Below are 26,222 nucleotides of genomic sequence, written 5' to 3'. Positions count from 1 at the left end.
ACGTACAGATGTGCGTTGGGCGAACAAACAATGAGGCATGCGAAAGACTCTGTCAATACCCGGCAGTGCGGCCAGTCGTGGCACGCGGAAGTCGCCGTGGTGCTCAGCATCTACTTTGGATAGTCGTCCAAGGTGTCGGCTGTGAGCAGATGGTCAGCGCGGGGGCACTCAGCGTGATGTTGCCGGAGTGGGCAATCCACTGCTTTGCGGCGTCAGATTTGCTCGTGAGTGAAAATCCGGTTCTTACCGGAACAATCACTCACGAGACCGCACCAGGTCCTCGATACCGCGGGCCGGGCCCTCCGTCACGATCCGCACCGTCTTCGGGTGCGCCAGCGGGTAGCTCTCCTTGAGGGTGTCCGCCGCGTGCTGTTGCCAGCTGTCCTCCGGGTCCATCGTGGACAGTGCGGCGTTGATCCCGCCAGCCGCCAGTACTGCCAGGTCGGCTCGGCGGCACGACACCCGCCAGGGGCTGTCGCTTTGAGGCGTTTGCATTAACGGCGGGTCGACGACATCCCCTCGCCCAGTCCCAACTTCGCAGGAGGAATCCCCGATGAGCACCACCACTGCCGTCGCCCCGCTGAACATCCAGGACGCCGAAGCCCGCATCGCCGAGGATCTCGGCGCACTCGCCGAAGATGTTCCGACCGCCTTCTGGAATTCGCTGCGCGAGCAGGAGATCATCGCCGCCGACGCGCCGGTTCCGGTCAGCTGACCCACCGGCGCCGCCCCGCGAGGACGAGCCGTGGTGGTTTCCGGCCAGTGCGGGATGCGCGATGTTGCGCCGGTGTCTGCTGCGGGATCCCAAGGCTCCACGGAAGACACCGGCGACCCGTGATGACTGGAATGCGCGTCGATGGCCGAGAATTCCGCGCGGCGTGGTTCGCGGACCCCGAGGGTGCTTGCGCGAAGGGTCTTTCCGCTTGCGTTCACCGCGGGCGCGTGCCACGGTACGCGCGCCACCCGGTTTCAACGACCCGGACGGTACAGATCTCGAAATGACCGACCCCAAGGGCGGTTTCGCCGATCAAGCGGTGTCGTGAGGGGTTGTTCCGGTGAGAACCGGGTTCCTCGCTCCCGGCTGATCGGGTGAGGTGTTTCACGGAATGTCGAGCGAGAATCTCGGGTTGGGTTGAGGCATGAAGGCGATGATCTACGAAGAGTACGGCGGTCCGGACGTCCTGGCCTTGGCCGATCGGCCGATGCCGAAGGTTGGGCCCGGCGAGGTGCTGATCCGGGTGCGCAGCGCGGCGGTCAACCCGGTGGACTGGAAGTTGATGGCCGGTTACCTCGACGAAGTCATGCAGGCGTTCTTCCCGGTGGTGCCCGGCTGGGACGTCTCGGGTGTCGTCGAGTCCGTCGGCTACGACACGCCGGAGTTCCAGCCGGGCGACGAGGTCATCAGCTACGCCCGCAAGGATTTCGTCCACGATGGAACGTTCGCCGAGTTCATCTCCGTGCCGGTACGTGCGGTGGCGCGCCGTCCCGCCGCGCTCGACTGGGACCAGGCCGCCGGGCTGCCGCTCGCGGGGCTGACCGCCTACCAGCTGCTGAACCGGCTCAACGCCAGCGCCGACGACACCGTGCTGATCCACGGCGCGGCCGGGGGAGTGGGTTCGCTCGGCGCGCAGCTCGCCCGAGCACGCGGCGCGCGGGTCATCGGCACGGCCTCGGAACGCAACCACGAGTTCCTGCGTTCGTTCGGCGTGGAGCCCGTGACCTACGGAGAAGGGCTGGCCGAGCGGGTGCGGGCATTGGCACCGGAGGGGGTGGATGTCGTCGCGGACTTCGTGGGAGGCGTGCTGGAGACCACCCGCGCGGTCTTGCGCGACGGCGGTCGGCACGGCTCGATCGCGGACGGCTCGGTCGAGCAGGCCGGTGGGCTTGTTGTGTGGGTGCGTCCGAACGGCGCGGATCTGCAGGTGCTCGCCGACCTCGCCGATGCTGGCCGACTGACCGTCCCGGTCGCGCAGAGCTTCGCCCTGGAAGACGCCGCCGAAGCCTTGCGGCTGAACCAAACCGGGCACGTCCGCGGCAAGATCGCCATCCGCGTCAGCCGCGAGGACTAGCCAGCGCGGGAGGCGGGCAGTTCCAGTGCTCGCCCGGAAAACCGGTTGCTGGCCCTGGAACTGCCCGCGGCGGCCGGTCAGTTGACCGTGTCGGGGTCCGGGCCGACGCGCAGGCCGCGGTCGAGCGCGGCGATCGCGGTCATCTCGTCGTCGGAGAGCACGATGTCGAAGACATCGATGTTCTCGCGGATGCGGGCGGGCGTGACGGACTTGGGGATCACGATGTTGCCCAGCTGCAGGTGCCAGCGCAGCACCACCTGCGCGGCCGACTTGCCGTGCCGTTCGGCGATCGCCGCCAGCGCCGGGTCGTCGAGCAGCCTGCCCTGGGCGAGGGGGCTCCACGCCTCGGTGGCGATGCCGTGTTCGGCGTGCAAGGCGCGCAGCTCCGCCTGCTGGAGCCGCGGGTGCAGTTCGATCTGGTTGACGGCCGGGACCAGCGCACTGCTGTCCAGCAGGCGGCGCAGGTGCGCGGGCTGGAAGTTGGAGACACCGGCGGTGCGCACGCGGCCGTCCGCGACCAGCTTCTCGATGGCCTTCCAGGTGTCCACGTACCGGTCGCGGGCCGGGGTCGGCCAGTGGATGAGGTACATGTCGACGTAGTCGAGGCCGAGTTTGGCCAGGCTGTCGTCGAATGCCTTGAGGGTCGTGTCGTAGCCCTGCTCGCTGTTCCACAGCTTGGTGGTGATGAACAGGTTCTCGCGGGCGATGCCGGAGGCGGCCAGGGCGCGGCCGACGCCTGCCTCGTTGCCGTAGATGGCGGCCGTGTCGATGGAGCGGTAACCGGCCGCGAGTGCGGCGGTGACCGCGGCGGTCGTCTCGTCGTCCGGTACCTGGAAGACGCCGAAGCCCAGCTGCGGAATCTCGACGCCGTTGTTGAGCGCGATGTTGGGGACTGCGGTCACGGTGGACTCCTGTTGCGGTGATGAGCGTTGTCGGCGGGGTGCGGTGGCCGAGCGCTCCGGCGGCCTTCGATGGCTGCCGCGCCACTTAGTTGCGCACACCCCTTACGTGCATCAACAATAGTTGCGTACGCTGCTTAGTGCAAACAGGGTCAGCGTGCGCTAGTCGCCGTGGGCCGATTCGACCGCCCTGACGAACGGAGCGAGTTCGGCGTGCCGCGCGGCTTCGTCCAGTGCCTCGCGCAGGGCCGTTTCGTTGGTGGGCCGGGCCGCTTCCAGCAGTGCGAGTCCCGCTTTCGTCACGTCGGTGTAGATGCCGCGGCGGTCGGTGGGGCAGAGGTAGCGGGAGAGCAGTCCGCGGTCTTCGAGGCGGGTGACCAGGCGAGTGGTCGCGCTCTGGCTGAGCACGACGGCGTCGGCCACCTGCTTCATCTGCAGGTGGCCTCCCTCGCCGTCGTGCTGGCGGCTGAGGACGTCGAGCACCGAGTACTCGCGCACGCTCAGGTCGTGTTCGGCCTGCAGGATGCGCTCGATGTGGGCCTCGATCTTGCCGTGGAGCAGGGAGAGTGCGCACCAGCTCTGGGCGAGGGCGGTGAGGGAGGGGTCGGTGGCGGTCATGGGTGCGTGGCTCCTCTGTTCGGGGCGACTGGACCCAGGATAGAGCATCGGCCGCAATTGACGTCGTTTGCAATATAGTGCGAGCGCAAGTATTGTCTATGCCCGTAAGGTGCGCCTGCAATGTCGGAGAGCGCGGCCCCGCCTCGTCGGAGAATGTGATCTCTCATGCCTCTCGCCCTGCTCGCCCTGGCCATCGGGGCCTTCGGAATCGGGACAACGGAATTCGTGATCATGGGGCTGCTGCCCCAGGTGGCGGCGGAGTTCGGGGTCTCCATCCCCACCTCCGGCCTGCTCGTGACCGGCTACGCGCTGGGCGTGGTGCTCGGTGCGCCGCTGATGACCGTGCTGGGCACCAAGGTGTCCCGCAAGAAGATGTTGATCCTGCTGATGGGCCTGTTCGTGGTCGGCAACCTGCTGTCGGCGATCGCGCCGGTCTTCGGTGTGATGCTGATCGGCCGAATCGTGGCCTCGCTCGCGCACGGCGCGTTCTTCGGCATCGGCTCGGTGGTCGCCGCCGAACTGGTCGCGCCAGCGAAGAAGGCCAGCGCCATCGCCCTGATGTTCACCGGGCTGACCATCGCCAACGTGGTGGGCGTGCCGGGCGGCACGCTGATCGGCCAGTCGGTCGGCTGGCGCGTCACCTTCGTCCTCGTCGCCGCCCTGGGCGTGGTGGGCCTGCTCGGCGTCATCAAGCTGGTCCCCGAGATTCCCAAGCCCGCGGGTGTGCGGCTGCGCCACGAGCTGGCCGCCTTCAAGAACGTCCAAGTGCTGCTGGCCATGGCGATGACCGTGCTCGGCTTCGGCGGCGTGTTCGCCGCGATCACCTACATCGCACCGATGATGACCGAGGTCGCCGGTTTCGCCGAGGGTTCGGTGACCTGGCTGCTGGTGCTGTTCGGCCTGGGCATGGTTACCGGCAACCTGCTCGGCGGCAAGTTCGCCGAACGCGCCCTGATGCCGATGCTCTACGTCTCGCTCGGCGGACTCGCCCTGGTGCTCGCGCTGTTCACCCTCACGGCCCACAGCCAGATCCTGTCGGCGGTCACCATCGCCCTGGTGGGCGGGCTCGGCTTCGCCACCGTGCCGCCGCTGCAGAAGCGCGTCCTGGACCAGGCGCACGGCGCCCCGACCGTGGCCTCGGCGGCCAACATCGGCGCCTTCAACCTCGGCAACGCCCTTTCCGCCTGGCTCGGCGGAATCGTCATCGACGCCGGACTGGGCTACACCGCGCCCAACTGGGTCGGCGCCCTGCTCGCCGGTTCCGCTCTCGTGCTGGCCGTCTTCTCCGCCACCCTGGAGCGCCGGACCGACGCCCGCACCGCCGACGACGCCACGCAGCCCGCCCCGGCCGCGGCATCGCAACACTGAACTTCCGTCCCGGAAAACGCAGCGCGCTCGCTGAATCCGATCGGCCACGCGGATTCAGCGAGCCGCTCGCGCCGTGAAATGTCTACTTAGGACTTTTGGTCGAGGCGCTGGGACGCTTCTTCGCGGCTGGCGCGGACCAGCTCCGGTCGGCTCGGACGAGCGTGTAGGGCGTCTTGATCTCCAGATCGGTCCGGGCCGCCGTGGCGAAGGCGTTGATCGCCTCGTCGAGCCGGTTGACCGCCGCGCCGTGCCGCTCGGCGTACCGCTGGTCGACGTTGTTGCCGTGGACGGGTCGGCTGTCGGCCCGGATGTCGGTGATGGCCTTGACGAGGTGATCACCGGCGTTGAGCAGTTCGGGCAGGGTGCCGGTGACCTTTTGCGGGCTGAAGAACGCGATCCGTTGCGCGAGCGAGTGGAGCTCGTCGTACTGGGCGCGCGGATCCGCTGATTCGGCTGGCCAGACCGGGAGTTCGGCGAGGGTGCTCGCGGCGGAGACCAGCTCCGGGTAGTCGGCAACCTTCCGCTCCCGGGAAAGCCTGCGCCGTTCGCTTCGGCGGTTGAGCAGTCCCAGCACCAGCGTGATCATGCTCGTGACGGCAGCACCGACGACGGTGAACAGGCCGGATCCCCACCACGGGATTGTCGCGTTCATGATCTGCAGACGATAGGGGAGGTGGCGGGTGGCGGGGTTCGTGTTCGTGCCGTACTCGGCGGATGGGCATGTTCATCCGATGCTGCCGGTGGCGGCCGAGTTGGTGGCCGCGGGGGAGCCGGTGCGGATGATCGCGGGAGCGCGGTTCGCCGCCCGGATCGCCGGGGTGGGAGCGTCGGCGGTTCCGGCGGATCGCGAATCGGAGGTGTGGTCACCGCCCAGGTGGGGACCAGGTGAACTGGCCCGGCTGGCTCGGGTGCGGTCGGGGCGCGCGGTGGCGCTGCGGGCGCTCGCGCGGCGCTGCGCGGCGGAGTTCCGGGCCCGGCGCCCGGCGGCGGTCGTCGTCGATCCGGCGGTGCCCGCGGCGGCGAAGGCCGCCCGGCGGTTGGGCATCCCGGTGGTGTGGTTCAGCCCCACGCACGCCCGTTCACCGCGGCTGGCCGGGACGGTGTTGGTGAACAGCCTGCCTGAACTGCAACCCCGGCGGCACCGGTTCGGCCACCGGTTCCACTTCGTCGGACCCCTGCTCGCACCCGCGCAGCGGTGCGCACCAAGCCTGCCCGGGCCGTTGTTGTTGGTCTCGCCGGGCACCGTTTTCGCCCGGACGGCCACGTTCTTCCGGTCGATCGTCGAGGAGTTCGCCGACAGCGAGTGGACCGTGCGGATGGCCACCGGCCATCTCGCCCCAGCCGAACTCGGTCCGCTGCCGGACAACGTGCTGGCTCGACGCTGGTTGCCGCAGCGCGCGCTGCTCGCGGAGACGACGGTTTTCCTCACCCATGGCGGGATGAACTCGGTTCAGGAGGCGCTCGCCGAGGCGGTGCCGATGCTGCTGGCCCCCCGCAACCGCGAGCAGCGCGCCACGGCGCGGCGGTTGGTCGGACTGGAACTCGGCGCCCGGCTGCGCGGTTCGGCGCGGCAAGCCGCCGAACAACTCGCCGCCGATCCCAGAACGCGATCCGCACTGGAGGAGGTGCAGGTCAGGATCCGGCGGGGCGACACCGCGCGGTTGGCCGCGCGGACGCTCGTGCAAGCGGCTCGCGGTTCGTAGCGATCCGCTCACCGTTCGCAGTCATGAGCCGATAGGGTCCCGATCAGTCGGCCGATCATGACGGAAGGAACTCCGCTGTGCGCGAGCAGTCCCGGGGACCCCGGTCGTTGCCCATGCGACCGGTGTTGTTGGTCGACCGCGAAGACGAGATCGGCGCGTTCACCGCCGACGCGCAGGCCGCGATCGCCAGCGGTGCCCCGCTGCTGCGGGTGTTCACCGGGCCGGAGGGCGTCGGCAAGACCACCCTCGGCGTGCAGGCCTGCTACGAGGTGGCCGACCAGTACCCGGACGCCCACCTCTACTACGACCTGCGCGGATCGGACGCGGAAGCCAGCGCCGAGGAAGTCGCGGGATCCTTCCTGCGCCAGCTCGGCTACACCGGTGACGAGATACCCGAAAGGGCCGATGACCGATTCGCCGAGCTGCGTTCGCGGTTGGCTGGCCGGAAGGTGCTCATGCTCCTGGACGACGTCGCGCGCGCCGACCAGGTCGAGCGGCTGCTGTTCGACTCGCCGACCGCGGCGGTCGTGATCACCACCAGGCGGCCGTTGACCGCGTTGCGCCGTCGGGGTTTCACCCCGGTCGAGGTGCGGCCGTTCCGCGACGAACACGCCAAGCAGCTGATCACGCTGATCGCCGGAGAACGCCTCGGCGAGATCGAACCCGACGTGCTGCGCGGGGTGCGCGAGGTGTGCGAGGGATTGCCGCTCGCGCTGTCGATCGCGGCGGCCAACCTCAGCGAACCGGACGCGCCCGCCGACTACCTCGTCGCACTGCTGCGCACCAAACCGCATGAGGCACTGGAACTCGAAGGCGATCGTCCGGTGTTGCGCGTGTTCGAAACCACCTACCAGGAGCTCGAACCGGACGAGGCGCGCGCCTACGAGCTGCTGTCCCTGCTGCCCGGACCGCACTTCGGAACCGGTGTCGCGGCAGAAGTGCTCGGCGTCAGCGAAGCGGACGCGGTGCGGCTGCTGCGCGAGATGGCGCGCCGCTACGTGCTGGAACGCCACGGCGAGGGCCGGTACCGGTTCCACTCCCTGGTGCGCGCGCACGCGCAGGACCGGGCTCGCGCGACCTTCTCGCCGATGGAGATCGCCTCGACCGCGCACAGGGCGCGGTGGTGGTACTGCCGCAGGCAGGTGGCGTTGGACAAGACGTTGTCGCACCGGCCGATTCCGCTGGGGGCGCAGCAGCACTACCAAGCGATCGACCCCGCCTACGCCAGCGCGGACGAGCGCCGGGCGTGGGCGGAGGCCGAGGTGGAATGGCCGAACATGATCGCCGCCATGGCCGCCGACGGCGACCACCCGCAGGACGAGCTCACCGCGGTGTTCCCGTTGGCGCTGTGGTCCTTCGGCTACCAGACCCGCCAGTGCACCGAACTGATCGACGCGTATCAGCGGGCGCTGGAACGCGGTCCCGAGGCGGGCGAAGCGTGGCAGCTCCATCGCGATCTCGCGGGGCTGCACGAACGCTGTGGCGAACCGGATGCGGCGGATCGCTATGTGGCGCTGGCGTTGCAGACCGGGTACGAGCCCGGGTTCGCGAGCGTGTACGAGTGGCACGGACTGGCCCGCGAGGCGCGCGGGGATCGTGCCGGTGCGCTCGAATCGCTGCGGCAGTCCGCGGATGCCGTGCCGTTGATGGGCGATCCGGTGCACGAACAGCGGGCACGCGCATTGCTGGCCATGCACGTCGGCCGGAATTCCGGCGCGCTCGGCGAGCACGAGCAAGCGGCAGCCGCGCTGCACGTCGCGCACGAGTACTTCGCCGAACGCGACGAGCCGATCAACCTGGCGCGCACCGGCCTCGACCTGGGCCGGGAGTTGGCCGGGCTGGACCGTCGCGGCGAGGCCATTGCGCTGCTGGAATCGGCATTCGCCACGTTCCGCGAACGGTCCATGCGCGACAAGGCGATCGAGGCGGCCGAGGAGTTGGCGCGCATCGCGGACATAGAGGGCAGGCCCGACGACGCGAAGGCATGGCGGGCCGTCGCCGACGAGCTTCGCGGGTGATCTGCTCAGATCGCCTCGATGTCGACTCGGTGCCGTCGCTCGTCGAGCTCGACCGTGATCGACACCGGCAGCGTCGAGTCCGTGGCGGAAAGCCAGGCGTAGGCGGCGCAAGCCTGCACATCGGGCGGTAGGCGCTCGGCCCGCAGCGCGATCCGCGTGCCGTCGCGGTGGTGCGCGGTGCAGGACCGCTCGTCGAGGACGGCGACCACCTGGCTGGACGGGTTGCGTTCGAAGGTGTCCGACAACCAGCCCTCGGCCTGCTCCGGCAGGTCGCCGCGCTGCCGCACGAGCACTGCGGCAGCGCGCCGAATCGTCCGAAGTGGATAGTCGAAGGGGCAGCACAGGTGCGTGTCCGGCTGCTCGGCCGGGGCGGCGAACTCGGGGCCACCACGGGTGAGCTCCGCAGGGTGGCGAACGAACCGAACAGTCCGAGTCCGGGTGTCGACCACGTGCTCGGCCCGAAACGCCAGCAGCGACGGTGCCCGATCCTCGGCGGGAACCGCGGTGCTGGGAACGGGAGCCACCGGGAGTTCGTCTGCTGGCTCCGGCAGCCTCATCAGCTCGTAGCACAACGCCCGCAGCCGGTGCAGGGCCTCGCCCGCCGCGGAGGTGACGAGCTGTGCAACGGCCGCGCTCGCCGAGGGAGCGTGCCGTCTGATCGCGGCTTCGATCTGCCGTCGCAGCGGGACCGCGGGATCCAGTCTCGGTGCCGCCTCGCCGAGCGCCGCGATGGGTGAGCCGGGCGCGACGTCATCATCGGGGAACGCCGCCAGCAGGGTGGGAACTCCGATCGCCGCACCGTATCCCGTGACCGAACCGTGGTCGCCGATCACGACATCGGCGGCGACCAAACCGGATCGCCAACCATCGAGCTCGGGTAGCAGCGTCAAACCGGAACGGAGGCAGTTGGCCAACCAGGACCGGATCTGCCCCGGACCGTGGCCGTGCCAGGTGTTCGGGTGCAGCGCGGCCACGACCTGGAAGGAATCGATCGGCAACTCCGCGAGCAACCGGCGGATCAACCCCGGCCACGTCCCGAGCAGCGAACTGGACCACCAGGTGGACGACACCATGACCAGCGTGCGGTCACCGGTGCCCAGCGCATCCCGGTAGCGATCACGCTGTTCGGCACTGGCCACGATCCGGTCGTAGCAGGGATCTCCGACGACCCGTGCCACCGGCAGCGCTTCGGGTGCTGCTGCGGCGAGCCGATCGAGTTGCTCGTCGTGCGACAGCACCAGCGCACTGGCGAAGGGCCGCCCGTCGTAGAGAACCCATTGCGGAGAAAGGCCGAAGGTCTGCCGGTTTCCGGTTTCCGGTTTCCGGTTTCCGGTTTCCGGTTTCCGGTTTCCGGTTTCCGGTTTCCGGTTTCCGGGCGAGTATTTAGTGTATCCGATCCCGTGCGACAAGATCACGAGTGGTGAGCTGAGGTCGGTGAGCGCCCCGTGGTGGCTCGCCGAGATGACCAGATCGAATTTCGTGTGCTTCGCCTGGTCCCAGGGAATCACGATCATCCCACTGCGGTTGAGCAATTCGCTGACGCCGTGGCGGAACGGATCCGAACCGCTCCAGCTGACGACGACCTGCACCCGAAAATCGCTTTCGAAGATCGGCAGGACGTCGAACAGCCTCGTGATCGTCGTGACGTTGTGCGCGACCACCAGCACGGTGCGTTCCGGTGCCACCGTGTTCCATTCACCGGCCCTGATACCGACCGGAACCTCCACGTGCGGGGTGCTCACGGTAGCGACACTAACCGACCGCACGGCGACCACGCGCACGCGGCGACCGAGGTCTCGCACCCCGAGATGACCCCGGTCAAACCTGCGCGTGGCGCAGCTGTCCTTCCAGTTGTTCCAGGGTTCGGCCCTTGGTTTCCGGGACCAGGGCGGCGGTGAAGACCAGCGCGGCCAGGGAGATCGCGGCGAAGATGAAGAACGTGGTGGACGGGCCGATGTTCGCCACGAGGACCGGGAAGAACTGCGATACCAGGTAGTTGCCGCCCCACAGGGCGAAGGTGGCGGCGGAGGCGGCCAAACCGCGGATGTGGGTGGGGAAGATCTCCGCGATGATGATGTAGGTGACGGTGCCGAAGGACGCCGCGAAGACCGCGACGTAGGCCAGCAGGGCGATCAGCAGCGCGGTGCCGTTGGGGTGGGTGGCGCGGAACAGGAAGCCGATCAGCGCCAGGAAGACCATCATCAGGGTTGCGCCGCTGAGCAGCAGGGGACGGCGGCCCACCCGGTCGACCAGCCACATCGACACGATCGTTGCCAGCACCAGCACCACCCCGATGAGGACGGTGCTGGACATCGCGGTGTCGGTGCCCAATCCGGCGGACTTGAAGATCTCGGGTGCGTAGTAGAACACCGCGTTGATCCCGGTGATCTGCTGGAACAGGGCGACCCCGAAGCCGATCACCAACGCCTTGCGCAAGCCGGGTTTCCACAGGTCCGACACCTTCGGACGCTGTCCGGGATCCAGCGTCCCGTTGAGCTCGACCAGCGCCTGCCTCGCCTGCTCGGGCGAGCCGTGCACCCGGGTGAGCACTCGCAGCGCGTCGTCCTGGCGCTGTCGGCGGGCCAGCCAGCGGGGGCTTTCCGGGATGAATCGCAGCATCAGCAGGAACAGCACGGCGGGCACCACCCCGGTTGCGAAGATGATCCGCCATCCGTAATCGGTGTTCCACTGGTCGCTGTGGGCGTTGGCGATCAGCGCCGAGATGGAGAAGATCGCCAGGTTGCCGATGGTGTTGAACAGCTGGTTGAACGACACCAGCCGACCGCGCAGCCGGGCCGGTGCGACCTCGGCGATGTACAGCGGAGCGATGGTGGTCTCGGTGCCGATCCCGATGCCGACCAGGATGCGCGCGCACACCAGCAGTCCGGCGCTGGGGGCCAGGGCTTCGCCGAGTGCGCCGATGACGAAGATGATGGATGCGCCCAGCAGGACCTTCTTGCGGCCGATGGCGTCGCTGAGTCGCCCGGCGGTGATCACGCCGATGATGCAGCCGACGATGATGCTGGAGGTGACCCAGCCGATGCCGCCAGCGGTGAGCGCGAACCGGTCCTGCAGGTAGCTGACCGATCCGGAGATGCTGCCGTTGTCGAAGCCGAACAGGAAGCCGCCGACGGCCGTCACCAGGGTGATCAACACGACGGCGGTGGTGGAGCCGGTTCGGGCGGGTGTGCGGGTTTGGTGGGGGTTCGTGGTGTTCGCCATGGAAGTCTCCATCTCGGCGTGGATGCGGTGGATTGCGGCGATACCGGGGAAGTTCAGGGGTGGATGTCGCTGGCGAGCGCGTTCGCCAGCTCGGCCGGATCCAACTCGGTGACGCGCGTGCGGGCGCGCAGCCGGGCGAGGTCGGCTTCGGGCGGGAGGTCCGCGGTGACGCTGGTGGCGTTCGCGGCTCCGCAGGCCGCCGCCGCGCGCAGGTGCCCGGGCCAGTCGTGTCCACTGTGGAGCATGCTGTGCACGAGCCCGGCGGCGAAGGCGTCGCCGGAGCCGACGGCGCTGATGACGTCAACATCGGGCGCGGTCACCGCGAAGCAGCCCCGCGGGGTTACGGCGAAGGTGCGGCCGCCGCCGTTGGTGATGATCACGGCCCGCACGCCTGCGGCCGACCAGTCGCGCAGCAGCGCATTCGGATCGGTTGCGGCGGCGAGCAGTTCGGTCCGGTTCAGCTTGACGACGGTAGGTCCGGCGGCCGCGGCAGCGCGCAGGTGCTCGCCCGTGGCGTCGAGCACGCTCGGCACGCCGTGTCGGTGCGCCTGCGCCACCCACCGGGCGTACTGGTCGACCGGCACACCGGGCGCGACGCTGCCCGCGCACACCAGCGCCGCCGCGGTGGGCAGCGCGGTGGTCATCGCGCTGTTCAGTTCGGCCAGTTCGGCGGCGCTGATCGGCGCGCCGGGAGCGTTGTAGACGGTGGCGCCGCCCGGGTCGGCGAGGTCGACCAGCACTTCGCAGATCCTGGTGTCGGTCTGGGTGCTGACCCAGGTGCCGTGCAGGCCTTCGCGTTCCAGCGCGGCGGCGGCAAGCGCGCCGGTGGCGCTGCCGAGAAAACCGGCCAGCCAGGGATTCGCGGCCGTGCCGGTGTCGTCGGTCGCGGCCAGCCGACCCAGCACGCGGGCGACGTTGACCGGTTTGCCACCGGCCAGCGTCTCGTCCCGGATCAGGCGGTGGACCTCGCCGGGCCGATTGCGGCGCACCACCAGCAGGCGTTCGACAGCCGTGTTCGGGGAGGCGATGACAACGGTCACGACGACCTCCTGCCCGCGGTGGCCGTCGCGCGGGCCAGCCATGCCGCTCCGGTTGCGACCGCTTCGGGCACGTCGCTGACGACCAGGGACCGCGCCCAGCGCCGACGCCGGTGCGCGACCATCTCAGCGCGGCCGAACAGGGAGCCCAGCAGCGCGATGTCCCCGTCCGGCGCGTCGGCCAGCCGCTGCATCAGCCGCAGCGCCGCGAGCGCGGTGTCGGCGAGGACGTCCACGCAGTGCCGGACGACGGCGGTCGGGGTGGCTTCCGCCGGAATTCCGGACAGGGACAGCAGTCCGCGGTCGGCTCCGCTCATGGTGGTGACGGTGACCTCGGGCAGGGCCGTGGACGGGGGATCGTCCGAGTCCAACAGGTCGTCCGAGTCCAGCAGGGCGAAGATCCGCTCGAAGTCACCGCCGAAGAACAGGTCGGCGAGCAGTTGCAGCACCTTGCCCGATGGCACGGCGCAGCCGAGCAGGTATTCGCCGTCGCGCCAGGCGTGCTCGATGTCGATCCCGCGGTCGTATCCGGGCCGCTGCGGCGAGTGCTCGGTGGCGAGCACCATCAGGTACTCCGAAGTGCCGATCGAATCGAACGCGCCAACCGGCCGACCCCGCCCGGCGGTGGTGGCGGCGTAGGCGGCCAACACCTGGTCGTGCCCGCCCATCACGGCGGGCGCACCGGGCACCAGCCGCACGTCGGGCAGTGCGGCGGGCGAGATCTCGCCGACGATCCCGCCGGGCTCCATCGGGGCCGCGAACAGGCGCGGGCTCACGCCCAGCGCGTTCATGCTGGGTTCGTGCGGTCTGGCGTCGGCCACCTCGAACAGCTGGCTGTGGGTGATCTGGGTGGTGCTGGCGGCCCAGGCCCCGGTGCACCGCCACAGCACGTAGCTGCCGAGATCGACCCACTTGTCGACCTGCCGCCAGACCTCGGGGCGCGATCGGCGCAACTGCGCGATCCGCTCCGGCGTCTGGATGGGGCGGTAGCGCAGGCCGGAGACCTGGTAGTGCTCGAAGGAGTCGAAGTACTCGGCGGTCTCGGCGGACAGCGCGGGTTCCGGCCAGGTCTGCCACCACGCCAGGGACGGGTGCACGATCGCGCCGGTCGCGTCCACGGCCACGGATTCCTCCTGGCCGAGGGTCGCGACGCTGAGCCCGCCCAGCGGACCGTGCGCGACGGCCGGTCCGGTGGCGTAGCCGGTGATCAGTTCGGCCACGGCCGCCCAGATCGCCGTGCCGTCGTGGAAGGTCAGACCGTCCTCTTCGGACACCGGGGTGCGCCGTCGGGCGGCTGGCAGGGGCGCACCGGCGTCGGTGACGCCGACGACCTTGATGTGGGTGGTGCCGATGTCCACACCGAGGAACCACATTGTTCCCGCCTCCAGTGGTGTTGGCCGGGTCAGAGCCCGAGCTTGCCGGGGTTGAGGGTCCCGTTCGGATCCAGCGCGCTCTTGAGTCGGCGCAGCACCAGGTGCGCGGAGCCGAGGGAACGCCGGGTGTAGGGCGAGCGGGCCAGTCCGCCGCCGTGGTGGTGCGACAGTTCCGCACCGTGTCGCAGGCACACCGCCATCGCGGTGGCCCAGATGCTCTCCAGCCGCCGCACCGCTTCGGCGTCGGAGTCGCACTTGCCCAGCAGGATCACGTACAGGGACGTGCCTTGGGTGTAGACGTGCGAGAAGTGGCCGAGCACCTCGTCTGCCAGCGGTGCGAGCGCCGCGGTGAGGTCGTCGTAGAGCGGCAGGATGCCCCGCCAGGTGTGCGCGACCTCGATCGTCTCGGCGTACCCGCCGTCGACCGACAGGAGGTTCTCCACGGTGGAGAAGTCGAAACGGCGGCCCATCCAACCTTCCGCCCCGGCTGGGCCGAGCGCCTTTCCGCCGTGCTCGGTGACGATCTCGGTCAGCGCGTCGAGCTCCGCACCGGCCACAGTGGACAGACCCTGGGTGCCCGCGAACAGCACCGGGGTGGACACGCCCTCATCGCGCAGCGCGTGCGATGCCTCGGTCGGGTCGTAGAGCCGCAGCAGGAACGGCCGAAGTCCGGCGGCGGCCTGCTCGCGCATCACCGCGATACCGGCTGCCACCGAAGGCAGCTCGAAGGTTTGCAGCAGGCGCGTCCGCGGCAGCGGGAACACCTTGAGCCGCACCGAGGTGATCACCCCCAGGGTGCCTTCCGAACCGAGGAACAGCTGCCGCAGGTCGGGTCCCATCGCGGCGCGCGGCGAGGCGGCCAGCCGAACGGTCTCGCCGGTGCCCAGCACCACCGTGTAGGCGGTGACCAGGTCCTCGATCCCGCCGTAGTAGGAGGAGAACTGGCCGGTGGCGAGCGTGGCCAGCCAGCCGCCGACGGTCGAGCGGTACAGCGACTGCGGGGAGTGGCCGAGGGTGTACCCCTGGGCCTGCAGTTCGTCTTCGAGCGTGCCACCGGGGTAGCTGGCGGACACCTCGACGGTCAGGTCCTCGGGGTCCAGTTCGTAGCGTTGGGGCAGATCGGTGATGTCCAGGACGATGCCGCCGCGCGCGGGCAGCGGCTGTCCGGTGACCGAGGAGCCCAGCGCGCGCACCGTCACCGGCAGGTCGTGCGCGGTCGCGATGCGCAGCACCGCGGGGACATCCCGGTCCGCGCTGGCCCGCACCACGATGTCCGGGAGGTACCGGTGTTCGCCGAGCCGGTCCAACTTGGTGGACATCGGCCAGGTGTCGTGGCTGGCCGCTCGAAGGTGGTCCGGATCGGTGTGGACCGCGTGTTCTCCCACCTCGGCCACGAGCGCGGCGGAGGCTGCTGCGATGTCTGCGGTGTCGCCCATGGCGTCCCCTCACCCGAGCAGAAGTCGGCGTTTGACAGTGCTTGCGACTCGACCCTAGGTTATTATGCAGTAAGCCGCAAGCTGCATATTGAGAGGTGGATGGCCATGGACGCCCGAACCGGTAAGAAGATCCGACTGGGCCGCCTGGTACGCCCGGACACCGGGCATGCGGTCGTGGTCGCCGCCTCGCACGGCGTGATGAGCGGTCCGCCCGCGGGTCTGCGCACCCGGGTGGAGATCGAGCGGGTGTTCGCGCGGCTGCGGGCGGCCGACGGCGTGATGGTCTCGCCCGGCATGCTCCGCAACGTCGAGGACACCTTCGTCGGTCGCGACCGGCCCGCGCTGGTGCTGCACCTGGATTGGAAGAACCACGCCCGTCGCATCTACACACCCGGCAAGGACGGGCGTGCCGAGGGCGTGCTCGCGCAGCTGTCCGACCTCGACGCGGTCGCCGCCGCAGGGGTCGACGCGGTGATGACCTACCTCTACCTCGGGCAGCGGGACACCGCGCTGGAGCGGGCGGAGATCGAGCGCAACGCGCGCATCGCCCGCGACTGCGAGCGGCTGGGGATCGGCCTGATCATCGAACCGCGCTCCGCGCTGGAGGGCGACGACCCGCAAGCGCTGTCCGCCGACGTGATGAGCATGTACTGCCGGATCTCCGCGGATCTGGGGGCCGACCTGGTCAAGGCGTTGTGGCCCGGCGATGTGGAGTCGTTCGCGCAGGTGACCGAATCCTGCTACGCGCCGGTCCTGCTGGCCGGTGGCAAGGGCGGCGAAGACCTCGACGCCACCGTGCGGCTGGCGCACGACGCCATGCGGGCCGGGGCCCGCGGTGTGATGTTCGGCCGCCGGGTGTTCCGCGCACCCGACCCCGCAGCGGTCCTGACCGCGCTGGGCGCCGTCGTGCACGAGGGCAGGACCCCGGCCGAGCTGGTCGCGAGTCCGGGGCGATGAGTGCCTGTCCGGTCGGGGATCGGCAGGGTCGAGACTCCCGCGCCGCCGCGAAAAACGCGTTCGGGAACGGGAAGTAAGCGGGCGCGCAGGTTGGGGCTCGGTGGTCGTGAGTGGCCGGTTCTCACCGGAACAACCGCTCACGAGCTCCGGGCGCCAGGCGCGCCGATCTGCGGAACCTCTAAGATCACGTCGAGGTGAGCTGGTTATGGAAGCAACGACTGAGCGGGCCAAAACACCCCCGGTCGCCGCGATCGCCAGGGACATCCTCCGCATGGGCGTCGGTGGTCGGCTGCCGACCACGATGCAGTACCAACAGCGGCTGGGCGTGGGATCGGGCACGATCCAGAAGGCGCTGCGCGATCTGCGCCTGAGCAACGCGGTGGACCTGGTCTCCCGCGGCCACCAGGGCACCTTCGTCACCGCCGCCGATCCCGCGCAGCTGTGGCGGTCGGCCGAGCTGCCGCCAGTGCACATCCTGCTACCGCCGCCCGGTCCGGTGGAGGCGCAGGGCGTGGCGCACGCGCTGGCCGAGCAGTTGGGCCGGATCGGGGCCACCACCACGATCGGTTTCCTGGGCGGGGCGCGCGGCCGGGTGGACGCGGTCGACGAGGCGGCGGCCGATGTCGCGGTCGTCTCGGCTGGTGCCGCGCACGTGCTGATGCCGGAATCCGACACCGGGCACGTGCGCGTCGAGTTGGGGCCCGGGACCTACTACGAGAACGGCAGTCTGGTCGTCGTGTCGCGCCGGGATGCCACCGGGCCCTCGCACCGCATCGGGATCGACCCGCACTCCGAGGACCACCGCCGCCTGACCCGCGCCCAGTTCCCGGCTGCCGAGCACGAGTTCGTCGAAACCGACTTCACCGCGATCCCACGCGCGGTGTTGGCCGGGACGATCGACGCCGGGATCTGGCACGCGGTCGAATCGCTGATCCCGCTGGATCTGGCCGGACTGGCGACGACCCAGCTGAGCGACCCCGCGGCGCGCACCCTCGCCCGAGACATCTCCGGCGCCGTCCTGGTCGCTGGCGCGGACACCGTGGTGGGTGCCCTGCTGTCCCGCGCCGACCTGGCCGAGCTCCGCGCCGCCTGGACCCGCGCGGTCGAACTGGGCAACAACCAGCTCCAAACCCGGATGCGAATCACCCCGGGCACCGGGTAATTCGCCGGGCGCGGAACTCGCCCCCCAGTCGGTGTCGAGCGGTGGCGCGTACGCGAGCTGTCCCGTGCCCGAGTGGACACGCCTGCGGGCCAGCGGTACGACGGGACCAGGTGCCAATGCCAGGTCCGGTACGGGAGCAGGGTCGACATGTCCGCTCAGGGCTCGTCCGAGGACCGCGGTCGCCGCCGATTCCCCGGCCGTCGACGGCGGGCGGTGCTGACCGAGGCCGACATCACCGTCGTGGAGGCGCCGACGTTGCGGCGCGCGGTGAGCGCGACGGCGATCGGCAACACCATGGAGTGGTTCGACTTCGGCGTGTACAGCTACCTCGCGGCCACCCTCGGCAAGGTCTTCTACCCGGAGGCGACGCCGACCGTGCAGCTGCTGGCCACGTTCACCACCTTCGCCGCGGCGTTCCTGGTGCGACCGCTGGGCGGGCTGGTGTTCGGACCGCTGGGCGACCGCGTCGGGCGGCGCAACGTCCTGGCGACCACGATGATCATGATGGCGGTGGCGACGTGCTGCCTCGGCCTGATCCCGAGCTACGCGACGATCGGTGTCTGGGCGCCGGTGCTCTTGCTGATCATGCGCATGGTGCAGGGCTTCTCCACCGGGGGCGAGTACGCGGGCGCGATGACCTTCCTGTCGGAGTACGCGCCGGACCGTCGGCGGGGGTTCCTGGGCAGTTGGCTGGAGTTCGGCACGCTGACCGGCTACGTGCTGGGGGCGGGCCTGGTCACCGCGATCACCACGGCACTACCCGAGCAGGACGTGGTCGGCTGGGCCTGGCGAATCCCATTCCTGATCGCCGGTCCGCTGGGGCTGATCGGCCTCTACCTGCGGTTGAAGCTGGAGGAGACGCCCGCGTACTCCCGGATGGCCTCGACTCGGGAAGCAGGCCAGGGTAGCGAGCTCCGCACGATCATCGTCCGCTGGTGGCGGGCGATGCTGCTGTGCATCGGGCTCGTCCTCACCTTCAACGTCACCAACTACATGCTGACCTCGTACATGCCGACCTACCTGAGCGCGGTGCTCGGCTACAGCGAAACGCACGGTCTGCTCCTGGTGCTGGTGGTGATGGCCGCGATGATGGTGGCGATCACCTTCGTTGGACGGCTCTCCGATCGCTTCGGCCGCCGCCCGGTGGTGCTCGTCGGCTGCGGATTGCTGGTGGTCTTCGCCTTCCCGTCCTTCCTGCTGGTGCAGTTGGGCGCTGTGCTGCCGGTGCTGGTGGGGGTGGCGCTGCAGGGGCTGATGTTGTTGTGCTTCAACAGCACCCTGCCTTCGACGTTGCCCGCGCTGTTCGCCACGAGCGTGCGCTACGGCGGTCTGTCGATCGCCTTCAACATCTCGGTCGCGCTGTTCGGCGGGACCACACCGTTGATCTCCGAGGCCCTGATCACCGCGACCGGCAGCAAGATCATCCCGGCGGTGCTGCTGGTGGTGGCCGGAATCGTCGGCGGCATCGCGATCTGGTTCACCCCGGAGTCGGCGGGCAGGCCGATGCCGGGTTCCCGGCCGACCGTCTCCTCACGGCAGGAGGCCAGGGAGCTCGCGGCGCGCAGCCGCTGATCAGCAGATCGGGACCGGACCGGGCGGTTCGCCCACTCCAAGGTCAATAGTTGCCTGAAGCAACCAATAAGGTTAGCGTGGATAATGAGATTGCTGGGGCGAGGGGAGCGTGCGCGAGCGATGTCGATGGCGTCGGAGCGGGTGCAGCGGCGGGAGGCGCGGGCTGCGATCGCCACCGCCAACCCGAACTACAAGTGGATCGTGCTGTCGAACACCACGCTCGGGGTGTTGATGGCGACGATCAACATGTCGATCCTGCTGATAGCCCTGCCGGACATCTTCCGAGGCATCGGGATCGACCCGCTGGCGCCCAGCAACACCGGCCTGCTGCTGTGGCTGGTCATGGGCTACATGGTGGTGCTCGCCGTGCTGGTGGTCAGCTTCGGCCGCCTGGGCGACATGTTCGGCCGGGTTCGCATCTACAACTCCGGGTTCGTGGTGTTCACCCTGTTCTCGGTGCTGCTGTCGGTGACCTGGATGCACGGCACGGCCGGGGCGCTGTGGTTGATCATCATGCGGGTGGGACAGGGCATCGGCGGAGCCATGCTGATGGCGAACTCGAACGCGATCATCACCGATGCCTTCCCCACCAACCAGCGAGGTCTGGGGCTGGGCCTCAACCAGGTCGCCGGGATCGCGGGTTCGTTCATCGGGCTGATCCTGGGCGGGCTGGTGGCGCCGCTGGAATGGCACGTCGTGTTCCTGCTGTCGGTGCCGATCGGGGTGTTCGGCACGCTGTGGGCGTACTGGAAGCTGCACGACGTGGGCATCAAGCACCAGGCGCGGGTGGACTGGTGGGGCAACCTGACCTTCGGGATCGGCCTGATCGCGGTGCTCACCGGGATCACCTACGGCATCCAGCCCTACGGTGGCCACACCATGGGCTGGACCAACCCGTGGGTGCTGGCCGCGATGATCGGCGGCGCGGTGGTGCTGGCGATCTTCTGCGTGGTGGAAGTGCGCACCACCGACCCGATGTTCCGGCTCGGACTGTTCAAGATCCGGGCGTTCACCGCCGGGAACCTAGCCGGTCTGCTGTCCGCCCTCGGCCGTGGCGGGCTGATGTTCATCCTGATCATCTGGCTGCAGGGCATCTGGCTGCCGCAACACGGGTACAGCTTCGAGTCCACCCCGCTGTGGGCCGGGATCTACATGTTGCCGCTGACCATCGGTTTCGTGATCGCGGGCCCGGTGTCGGGCTGGCTGTCCGATCGGTTCGGGGCGCGGCTGTTCGCCACTGGCGGCATGATCATCGCCGCCGCGAGCTTCGGATGGCTGCTCGTCCTGCCGGTCGACTTCAGCTACTGGCAGTTCGCGCTGGCGCTGCTGATCAACGGCATCGGGATGGGTGTGTTCGCATCGCCGAACCGGGCCGGGGTCATGAACAGCCTGCCGCCGAACCGGCGCGGGGCGGGCGCCGGGATGAGCAACACCTTCCAGAACGCGGCGATGGTGCTCTCGATCGGCATCTTCTTCTCCCTGATGATCACCGGGCTGGCCAGCTCGCTGCCGAACACGTTGACCACCGGGCTCGTCGCGCAGGGCGTGCCCGCCGATGCCGCGAACCGGCTCGCCGAACTGCCGCCGGTCGGTGTGCTGTTCGCGTCGCTGCTGGGCTACAACCCGATCCAGTCGCTGCTCGGCCCGCAGGTGTTGGGCCAACTCCCGGCCGGGCACGCCGCCTATCTCACCGGTCACAGCTTCTTCCCGGAGCTGATCTCCGGTCCCTTCGCCGAAGGCCTGCGGTTCGCCTTCGCCTTCGCGATCGCCGCCTGCCTGATCGCCGCACTCGCCTCAGCACTGCGCGGCGGCAAGTTCGTCTACACCGAACCCACCTCGGCTGAGACCGACAGCGCATCGAGCAACGGCAGCCGTCCGGCGCCACAACCCGACGCCCCTTCCGCCGTCAGCTCATCCCAGACCGAACCGAGCCCGGTACGCGCAAGCGCTCGCACGACCCGCAGCGAGCGCGTCGAGGACACGGGCCAGCAGCGCAGGTGAGTTCATCGTCGCGTCGCGCAGCGGATCGGGCTCGCACACGGCCACGCATCCTGGCGGTAGCCCGGCCGATTCGCGCCTCGACCCCTACCGCGACCAGGTCGAACTGCGCTAGCCAGCGCCGATCTGCTGGTGGACAACCGGTTTCGATTCGCAAGCGCGGGTGCGGGCCGGTGGATTCCCGTTCGTCCATGTCGGCGGCCAACTGTCCGTTGTGGACTTTTGGCCGGGTTTGCGCGGTTGTGCCGGTATATCGACCCGACTCGGCGACGATGGGTGCGCGCCCGAGATCGGATCTCCTAAAGTGCGCAGTATGACGTCACTTGAGTTGCCCGCCGGGGTCGGCTGGACCGCGCTCATCACCGCCTACGCTCGGGCGCAGGAGAGCCGGAGGGCAGACCGGCTCTTCGCGGATCCGCATGCCGGTGAATTCCTCGACACCCTGGCGGGAGCAGCGGTGTCCACGCGATCGCAGCTGCCCCGGGTGGGACCTGCCCGCGACGACGAGTCGTCGGCTTTGTGGAACATGTTCAGCGCCTACTTCGCCGGGCGGACGCCGTTCTTCGACCACCAGGTCGCCCTTGGCACAGCAGAAGGGGCGCGGCAGGTCTGCATCCTCGCCGCTGGTCTGGACGCACGGGCCCTGCGGCTGGAGCTGCCGGACGGGACGAACGTCTTCGAGATCGACACGCAGCCGGTCCTCGACCTCAAGCGAAAGCTGCTGGAGAGCGGACCCGAGGACGGGAATGCGCCCGGTGGCCGGGTCGCGCGCACGACAGTGGCGGTTGACCTGCGTGAGAACTGGTCGGCCGCGCTGCTCGAAGCCGGTTTCCGGCCGGAGGAGCCGACGGTTTGGCTCGCCGAAGGCCTCCTGATGTACCTGGACGCGCCCGAATGCGATCGACTCCTGGAAGGCATCGCCGCCCTGTCGGCACCGGGCAGTCGCATTGCGATCGACTACTTCTCGCGCATTCCGCACCTGGACGACATCGCGATGACCGACCCGGACGACGTGTCGGCTGCCGAACTCGTCATCAGCCTGTTCAAGTCCGGTCCGGCGCAGCCACCCGCCAACTGGTTCGCCCGGCACGGCTGGATCCCCGACGTGACCGACGTCGGCTCCGAACTGGTGCGCCACGAACGTCCACTACCGGAGCTCTTCGAACCGGACCGGGCAGAACCGTTCACCGTATGGCTGGCTTCGGGACGCCGACCCCAACAACCGGTTGAAGCCGGGTAAACCGCAGAAGGACCGATCCCTCTTGGCGGACTCGTCGCGTCGCCCGGAACGCGACAGCCGCCGATTGGCGGTGCCCCCAAGCCTTCGTCGGCCCGGGTTGGTGCCGATGACGCGCGTTTGGAGCTACGGCTCCGGGGGGCCGGTTACCCGGTTGCCCGCCAGGTTTTCTTCGGAGTAGAACCAGCCGCCGGGTCTGGGGAACCAGCCGAGGTTCATCTGGGACACGAAGCCGTCGCCGTCGCTGACGACTCGGACGAGTGCGTCGTTGAGGGGCCGCCTCAGGACTTGTTCGTGGTCGCGGGTCATTTCGACGCCGTGCTTTGTCAGGATGTGGTGTGCTTCAGCCAGTTGCAGCGATGCAGCGGATGCGATGGGTGTCCGGGTGATCGCATCCGGCAGGATCAGCGGTTCACCGCCGCTGAATGTGATGCTGATGGAGGCGAGTACGAGGTCCAGTCCGGCCCCGCGTCGGGTCCTGGGTTCCCTGCTGAAACACCGCATTAGCAGTTCAAGCGGGGAGTCTCGGTTCCTGCTGAGTTCAGCCGGACAGTAGCGGTACCACTGGAAGCAATCATCGCCTTGCCCGTTCTTGACGCGTCTGGGTTCCCCGATCCGCCGCACCACGTCCGATGGGGACATGCCCAAGGTCAGCGGTCCGAATGTCCCGCTTTGGCAGAATTCCACCAGAAACTCATCCATACCGCGTCACGCTCCGCATGCTGATCCGCCTCGCGAACATCGTTTCATCATCCGGTTTCTGAGCGCAGGCGGCGGACTTCGGGAACGGTCAGGACGGCAGCGGTTGCCACGATGATGCACGACGCGACGGCGAGCAGGGCGGTTCGTTCGCCCAGGCCCTGCGCGAGCGGACCGATCAGTGCCGCGCCCAGGGGCACTGCGAGGAAGGACCCGAGCGCGTCGTAGGAGTACACCCGTGCCAACCGTTCCGCGGGGATGTTCTGCTGCAGCGCGATTTCCCAAGCCACGGCGAACTGTTCGATGGCTATCCCGCTGACGAACATCGACAACGTCAGCATCCAGAGCACGGGTGAGACGGCGAGCACGGTTAGCGGGAGTGCTTCCACCGCTATGACGGCGCATCCGAACAGCAACGTGCGCTGGGGCGACCAGCGGGCCGCGAGAATGCCGCCGCACAGTGCGCCGACCATCTGCACGGCCAGCACCAGACCCCACGCGCCTCGCCCGATGGAGTCCTGGGCGATCTTCGGTCCGAGCACGTTGATCCCGCCCGTGATCGCGGCGTTGACCACCAGGAACTGAAGCGCGACCGACCACACCCACCGCCGGGCGCGGAACTCCCGCCAGCCGACCCGCAGCTCCGCCCAAGCCGAAGCGCCGCGCTCGGCGACAGACGACACCCGAACACCGGCGAAACACGCGGCAGCGGCGACGAAACCGGCGGCGTCCACGGCCAGTCCCCAACCCGGGCTCGTCAGCGCGACCAGCAGTCCTCCTCCCGACGTGCCCACGATCACGGCGCTGGTAGTGCCCATCCGGGCCAGCGCGTTCGCCGGGCGCAGCGCGTCGGCGGGCACCGTCTGCGGGATCAGCGCAGCGGAAGCGGGCAGCGCAGCCGCCGACGCCGCGCCGTTGATCAGGCTCAGCCAGGTCAGCAGCGGCACCGAGGCGAATCCCTGCAGCACCGCAGCCGCCAGGAACCCTTGACTGCCCGCGGCCAGCAGACTCGATCCCATCAGGACGTGCTGTCGAGGGAACCGGTCGGCGAGCACCCCGCCGAACAGCAGCAGCACCACGTTGGCCGCCGACCGGCAGGCGACGATCAGGCCGAGCTCGACAACCGACCCCAACCCGTCGAGCACCGCGAACGCCAGCGCCACCGGCGCGACCGCGTTACCCAGATAGGTGATCGTGCGACCGGCCACCAGGTAACGGAAGTCGCGATGCCGCAACGGTTCGAGCACAGCGATACCCCCGACAGCGTCCGAACGGTCCGGCGACAACACATCTCCGCTACCCGCATCTCAGCACATGCAGCACGCCCATCCGGCCGAATCGCCTCGGGCGTCGGAGAGTCGCACTGGTGGAGGGTTGTTCAGCGTGTGGTGGTGAGGATCTTCAGTACCGTTGTGGTGTAGTGGTCGGTGATCTCGTCTAGGGTTAGTCGGCCGGAGTGTCGGAACCATTCGCGTACGCCGTTGAGCATGTCGAGGATGGCCATGGTGGTGAGGTCGACGTCGGCGACCTCGAACTCGCCAGTGGCGAGGCCTTCCTCGATCACGGCGCGGACCGCGTCGTGGTACTGCGTCTGCGCGGCGATGCCGTCGCGCTGCTGTCGCGGGTTCAGCGCGTAGCGGATCGGGTTGCCGATGAGGAGCTCGGGCCGCCGCTCGTCGCTGATCTTCAGGTGCAGCGCCACGACCTCGCGGATCCGTTCGGTCGGTGTGCGTCCCTGGTCCCGCAGGACTGGGACGGTCGCCGCGACGAAATCCGCCATGAAGTTCGCGATGATCGCGTGCAGCACTTCCTGCTTGTTGGTGAAGTGGTGGTACATCGTCGACGACGAGATGCCGACCGCCTCGGCGATGTCGCGGATGGACGTCGCGGCGTATCCGCGCTCGTAGAACAGTTCGCTGGCGCGTTCCATGATCTTCCCGCGCAGCACCGGACCCTCGTCGAGACAGCGCTTCCTGGCCACGATCTCCCCCTTCCGGTGCCGCGATCTCTCGGAGTCTGCCTCGGCAAGATCGCTTGACGCCCGCCGGGGTGACCTTTAGTGTTCGTGTCGATCATTCGATCGACATGGGGGATTCGGCGCATGACCGACGAAAGTCCGGCCTGGTCACCCCTGCCCGCGCCACGGATGAAGGTTCTCGTCACGGGTGCGGCGGGCGGGCTGGGGCGGGCCCTGGTCGCGGCGCTGGTCGAGGTCGGAGCCGACGTGGTGGGAGTTGACCGGCCCGGGGAGCAGGCCGAGTTGACGGCGGACCTCGCCGATCCCGAGGCCGCCCGGAAGGCGGTCGCCGACGCCGTGGCCCAGTTGAGGGGACTGGACGCGGTGGTCGGCGCCGCTGGTGTCGTCGACACGATCCATCGCGCCGGTACCTTCCCTCTCGAAGCGTTCCACCGCGACGTCGCGGTGAACCTGGTCGCCCAGTTCGCCGTTGCGCAGGCCGCTTTTCCGGCGCTGCGCGACAGCCGCCGGTCCTCGATCGTGTTCGTGTCGTCCACCGCGGCGCAGGACGGTCTGCCCGGCCAATCCGCTTACGCCGCGGCGAAAGCTGGGGTACTGGGACTGGTGCGGACGTTGGCGGCGGAGTGGTCGGGCGATGGAATCCGGGTCAACGCCGTCGTACCGGGACTGATCGCGACGCCGAAAGTGCTGGGCATGCCCGCCTCGGTGCGGGACCGGATGCTCGCCGAAGTGCCGATGGGCCGGGTCGCCTCCCCGGCCGAAGTCGTCGGCACGGTGCTCTACCTCCTGTCACCCGCCGCCGGATACACCACCGGGCAAGCGCTTCGCCTCGACGGCGGCGCCGGGCTCGCCCGGACCGGCCTGCACCGCTGAGGG

At 69.2% G+C, this 26,222-nt stretch carries 23 protein-coding genes; 11 read left to right on the top strand and 12 right to left on the bottom strand.

Annotation, left to right across the window (positions count from 1 at the left end; genetic code table 11):
- Positions 1-255: 255 nt before the first annotated feature.
- Positions 256-462, bottom strand: a complete 207-nt coding sequence (locus ACTWQN_RS02200) for an FAD-binding protein (RefSeq protein WP_443201589.1) — start codon at positions 460-462, stop codon at positions 256-258.
- Between the two features lie 91 nt (positions 463-553).
- Between ACTWQN_RS02200 and ACTWQN_RS02195 the strand changes: the two genes are divergently transcribed.
- Complete coding sequence (locus ACTWQN_RS02195; RefSeq protein WP_443201588.1) at positions 554-715, top strand: hypothetical protein; 162 nt, start codon at positions 554-556, stop codon at positions 713-715.
- 424 nt (positions 716-1,139) lie between these two features.
- Positions 1,140-2,069 carry an NADP-dependent oxidoreductase gene (locus ACTWQN_RS02190; RefSeq protein WP_443201587.1) on the top strand — a complete coding sequence of 310 codons (930 nt, stop codon included), beginning with the start codon at positions 1,140-1,142 and terminating at the stop codon, positions 2,067-2,069.
- A 77-nt stretch (positions 2,070-2,146) separates the two neighbouring features.
- On the opposite strand, the gene ACTWQN_RS02185 is transcribed toward ACTWQN_RS02190, so the two are convergent.
- Together ACTWQN_RS02185 and ACTWQN_RS02180 are read right to left on the bottom strand one after the other, a co-directional pair.
- Positions 2,147-2,971: an aldo/keto reductase gene (locus tag ACTWQN_RS02185; protein WP_443201586.1), complete on the bottom strand. Its 825-nt coding sequence runs from the start codon at positions 2,969-2,971 to the stop codon at positions 2,147-2,149.
- A gap of 159 nt (positions 2,972-3,130) precedes the next feature.
- Positions 3,131-3,586, bottom strand: coding sequence for a MarR family winged helix-turn-helix transcriptional regulator (locus ACTWQN_RS02180; RefSeq protein ID WP_443201585.1), 456 nt, complete (start codon positions 3,584-3,586; stop codon positions 3,131-3,133).
- A 165-nt stretch (positions 3,587-3,751) separates the two neighbouring features.
- On the opposite strand from ACTWQN_RS02180, the gene ACTWQN_RS02175 reads away from it, so the two are divergent.
- On the top strand, positions 3,752-4,954 hold the full coding sequence (locus ACTWQN_RS02175) for an MFS transporter (RefSeq protein ID WP_443201584.1): 1,203 nt from the start codon (positions 3,752-3,754) through the stop codon (positions 4,952-4,954).
- 82 nt (positions 4,955-5,036) lie between these two features.
- Here the strand turns inward: ACTWQN_RS02175 and ACTWQN_RS02170 are convergent, their stop codons facing one another.
- Positions 5,037-5,606 carry a hypothetical protein gene (locus ACTWQN_RS02170; RefSeq protein WP_443201583.1) on the bottom strand — a complete coding sequence of 190 codons (570 nt, stop codon included), beginning with the start codon at positions 5,604-5,606 and terminating at the stop codon, positions 5,037-5,039.
- Between the two features lie 28 nt (positions 5,607-5,634).
- On the opposite strand from ACTWQN_RS02170, the gene ACTWQN_RS02165 reads away from it, so the two are divergent.
- A complete protein-coding gene (locus ACTWQN_RS02165) occupies positions 5,635-6,657 on the top strand; it encodes a nucleotide disphospho-sugar-binding domain-containing protein (protein WP_443201582.1) in 1,023 nt (340 codons plus the stop codon).
- Between the two features lie 77 nt (positions 6,658-6,734).
- Positions 6,735-8,675, top strand: coding sequence for an NB-ARC domain-containing protein (locus tag ACTWQN_RS02160; RefSeq protein WP_443201581.1), 1,941 nt, complete (start codon positions 6,735-6,737; stop codon positions 8,673-8,675).
- Positions 8,676-8,680: 5 nt separating this feature from the next.
- Here the strand turns inward: ACTWQN_RS02160 and ACTWQN_RS02155 are convergent, their stop codons facing one another.
- From ACTWQN_RS02155 to ACTWQN_RS02135, 5 genes are all read right to left on the bottom strand, one after another.
- A complete protein-coding gene (locus ACTWQN_RS02155) occupies positions 8,681-10,417 on the bottom strand; it encodes a hypothetical protein (RefSeq protein ID WP_443201580.1) in 1,737 nt (578 codons plus the stop codon).
- 76 nt (positions 10,418-10,493) lie between these two features.
- Positions 10,494-11,897, bottom strand: coding sequence for a sugar porter family MFS transporter (locus ACTWQN_RS02150; protein ID WP_443201579.1), 1,404 nt, complete (start codon positions 11,895-11,897; stop codon positions 10,494-10,496).
- 53 nt (positions 11,898-11,950) lie between these two features.
- On the bottom strand, positions 11,951-12,937 hold the full coding sequence (locus tag ACTWQN_RS02145) for a 1-phosphofructokinase family hexose kinase (protein WP_443201578.1): 987 nt from the start codon (positions 12,935-12,937) through the stop codon (positions 11,951-11,953).
- Positions 12,934-14,307: an FGGY family carbohydrate kinase gene (locus ACTWQN_RS02140; RefSeq protein WP_443201577.1), complete on the bottom strand. Its 1,374-nt coding sequence runs from the start codon at positions 14,305-14,307 to the stop codon at positions 12,934-12,936. The genes ACTWQN_RS02145 and ACTWQN_RS02140 overlap by 4 nt, the downstream gene beginning before the upstream one ends.
- A 29-nt stretch (positions 14,308-14,336) precedes the next feature.
- Complete coding sequence (locus ACTWQN_RS02135) at positions 14,337-15,743, bottom strand: FAD-binding oxidoreductase (protein ID WP_443201576.1); 1,407 nt, start codon at positions 15,741-15,743, stop codon at positions 14,337-14,339.
- Positions 15,744-15,848: 105 nt separating this feature from the next.
- On the opposite strand from ACTWQN_RS02135, the gene ACTWQN_RS02130 reads away from it, so the two are divergent.
- The 5 genes from ACTWQN_RS02130 (at position 15,849) to ACTWQN_RS02110 (ending at position 22,672) form a co-directional block, all read left to right on the top strand.
- Positions 15,849-16,700, top strand: coding sequence for a class I fructose-bisphosphate aldolase (locus tag ACTWQN_RS02130; RefSeq protein ID WP_443201575.1), 852 nt, complete (start codon positions 15,849-15,851; stop codon positions 16,698-16,700).
- Between the two features lie 205 nt (positions 16,701-16,905).
- Complete coding sequence (locus ACTWQN_RS02125) at positions 16,906-17,862, top strand: YhfZ family protein (RefSeq protein WP_443201574.1); 957 nt, start codon at positions 16,906-16,908, stop codon at positions 17,860-17,862.
- Positions 17,863-18,009: 147 nt separating this feature from the next.
- Positions 18,010-19,434, top strand: a complete 1,425-nt coding sequence (locus ACTWQN_RS02120) for an MFS transporter (RefSeq protein WP_443201573.1) — start codon at positions 18,010-18,012, stop codon at positions 19,432-19,434.
- Between the two features lie 126 nt (positions 19,435-19,560).
- The gene (locus ACTWQN_RS02115; RefSeq protein WP_443202004.1) at positions 19,561-21,435 is read left to right on the top strand and encodes an MFS transporter; all 1,875 of its coding nucleotides are present in this window, start codon (positions 19,561-19,563) and stop codon (positions 21,433-21,435) included.
- Between the two features lie 310 nt (positions 21,436-21,745).
- On the top strand, positions 21,746-22,672 hold the full coding sequence (locus ACTWQN_RS02110; RefSeq protein ID WP_443201572.1) for an SAM-dependent methyltransferase: 927 nt from the start codon (positions 21,746-21,748) through the stop codon (positions 22,670-22,672).
- 123 nt (positions 22,673-22,795) lie between these two features.
- Here the strand turns inward: ACTWQN_RS02110 and ACTWQN_RS02105 are convergent, their stop codons facing one another.
- From ACTWQN_RS02105 to ACTWQN_RS02095, 3 genes are all read right to left on the bottom strand, one after another.
- Positions 22,796-23,371, bottom strand: a complete 576-nt coding sequence (locus ACTWQN_RS02105) for a hypothetical protein (RefSeq protein ID WP_443201571.1) — start codon at positions 23,369-23,371, stop codon at positions 22,796-22,798.
- 47 nt (positions 23,372-23,418) lie between these two features.
- The gene (locus ACTWQN_RS02100) at positions 23,419-24,615 is read right to left on the bottom strand and encodes an MFS transporter (RefSeq protein ID WP_443201570.1); all 1,197 of its coding nucleotides are present in this window, start codon (positions 24,613-24,615) and stop codon (positions 23,419-23,421) included.
- 131 nt (positions 24,616-24,746) lie between these two features.
- Entirely contained in the window at positions 24,747-25,349 is a 603-nt protein-coding gene (locus ACTWQN_RS02095; RefSeq protein WP_443201569.1) for a TetR/AcrR family transcriptional regulator, read from the bottom strand.
- Positions 25,350-25,469: 120 nt separating this feature from the next.
- Here ACTWQN_RS02095 and ACTWQN_RS02090 point away from each other — a divergent pair, with 120 nt between their 5' ends.
- Positions 25,470-26,219: an SDR family NAD(P)-dependent oxidoreductase gene (locus tag ACTWQN_RS02090; protein ID WP_443201568.1), complete on the top strand. Its 750-nt coding sequence runs from the start codon at positions 25,470-25,472 to the stop codon at positions 26,217-26,219.
- Positions 26,220-26,222 lie beyond the last annotated feature (3 nt).

Origin of the sequence: Saccharopolyspora antiqui (assembly GCF_052246905.1) — a bacterium.
In the GTDB taxonomy this organism is placed as follows: Bacteria; Actinomycetota; Actinomycetes; order Mycobacteriales; family Pseudonocardiaceae; genus Saccharopolyspora.
Note: the sequence above shows the minus strand (reverse complement) of the source record. Positions and strands in the feature narration are given on the sequence as shown.

What these genes read in the sequence shown, in the direction of transcription:
- ACTWQN_RS02195 (WP_443201588.1), top strand. Translation starts at nt 554, where the DNA reads ATGAGCACCACCACTGCCGTCGCCCCGCTGAACATCCAGGACGCCGAA.
- ACTWQN_RS02190 (WP_443201587.1), top strand. Translation starts at nt 1,140, where the DNA reads ATGAAGGCGATGATCTACGAAGAGTACGGCGGTCCGGACGTCCTGGCC.
- ACTWQN_RS02180 (WP_443201585.1), bottom strand. Translation starts at nt 3,586, where the DNA reads ATGACCGCCACCGACCCCTCCCTCACCGCCCTCGCCCAGAGCTGGTGC.
- ACTWQN_RS02175 (WP_443201584.1), top strand. Translation starts at nt 3,752, where the DNA reads ATGCCTCTCGCCCTGCTCGCCCTGGCCATCGGGGCCTTCGGAATCGGG.
- ACTWQN_RS02170 (WP_443201583.1), bottom strand. Translation starts at nt 5,606, where the DNA reads ATGAACGCGACAATCCCGTGGTGGGGATCCGGCCTGTTCACCGTCGTC.
- ACTWQN_RS02150 (WP_443201579.1), bottom strand. Translation starts at nt 11,897, where the DNA reads ATGGCGAACACCACGAACCCCCACCAAACCCGCACACCCGCCCGAACC.
- ACTWQN_RS02140 (WP_443201577.1), bottom strand. Translation starts at nt 14,307, where the DNA reads ATGTGGTTCCTCGGTGTGGACATCGGCACCACCCACATCAAGGTCGTC.
- ACTWQN_RS02135 (WP_443201576.1), bottom strand. Translation starts at nt 15,743, where the DNA reads ATGGGCGACACCGCAGACATCGCAGCAGCCTCCGCCGCGCTCGTGGCC.
- ACTWQN_RS02130 (WP_443201575.1), top strand. Translation starts at nt 15,849, where the DNA reads ATGGACGCCCGAACCGGTAAGAAGATCCGACTGGGCCGCCTGGTACGC.
- ACTWQN_RS02125 (WP_443201574.1), top strand. Translation starts at nt 16,906, where the DNA reads ATGGAAGCAACGACTGAGCGGGCCAAAACACCCCCGGTCGCCGCGATC.
- ACTWQN_RS02120 (WP_443201573.1), top strand. Translation starts at nt 18,010, where the DNA reads ATGTCCGCTCAGGGCTCGTCCGAGGACCGCGGTCGCCGCCGATTCCCC.
- ACTWQN_RS02115 (WP_443202004.1), top strand. Translation starts at nt 19,561, where the DNA reads ATGGCGTCGGAGCGGGTGCAGCGGCGGGAGGCGCGGGCTGCGATCGCC.
- ACTWQN_RS02110 (WP_443201572.1), top strand. Translation starts at nt 21,746, where the DNA reads ATGACGTCACTTGAGTTGCCCGCCGGGGTCGGCTGGACCGCGCTCATC.
- ACTWQN_RS02105 (WP_443201571.1), bottom strand. Translation starts at nt 23,371, where the DNA reads ATGGATGAGTTTCTGGTGGAATTCTGCCAAAGCGGGACATTCGGACCG.
- ACTWQN_RS02090 (WP_443201568.1), top strand. Translation starts at nt 25,470, where the DNA reads ATGACCGACGAAAGTCCGGCCTGGTCACCCCTGCCCGCGCCACGGATG.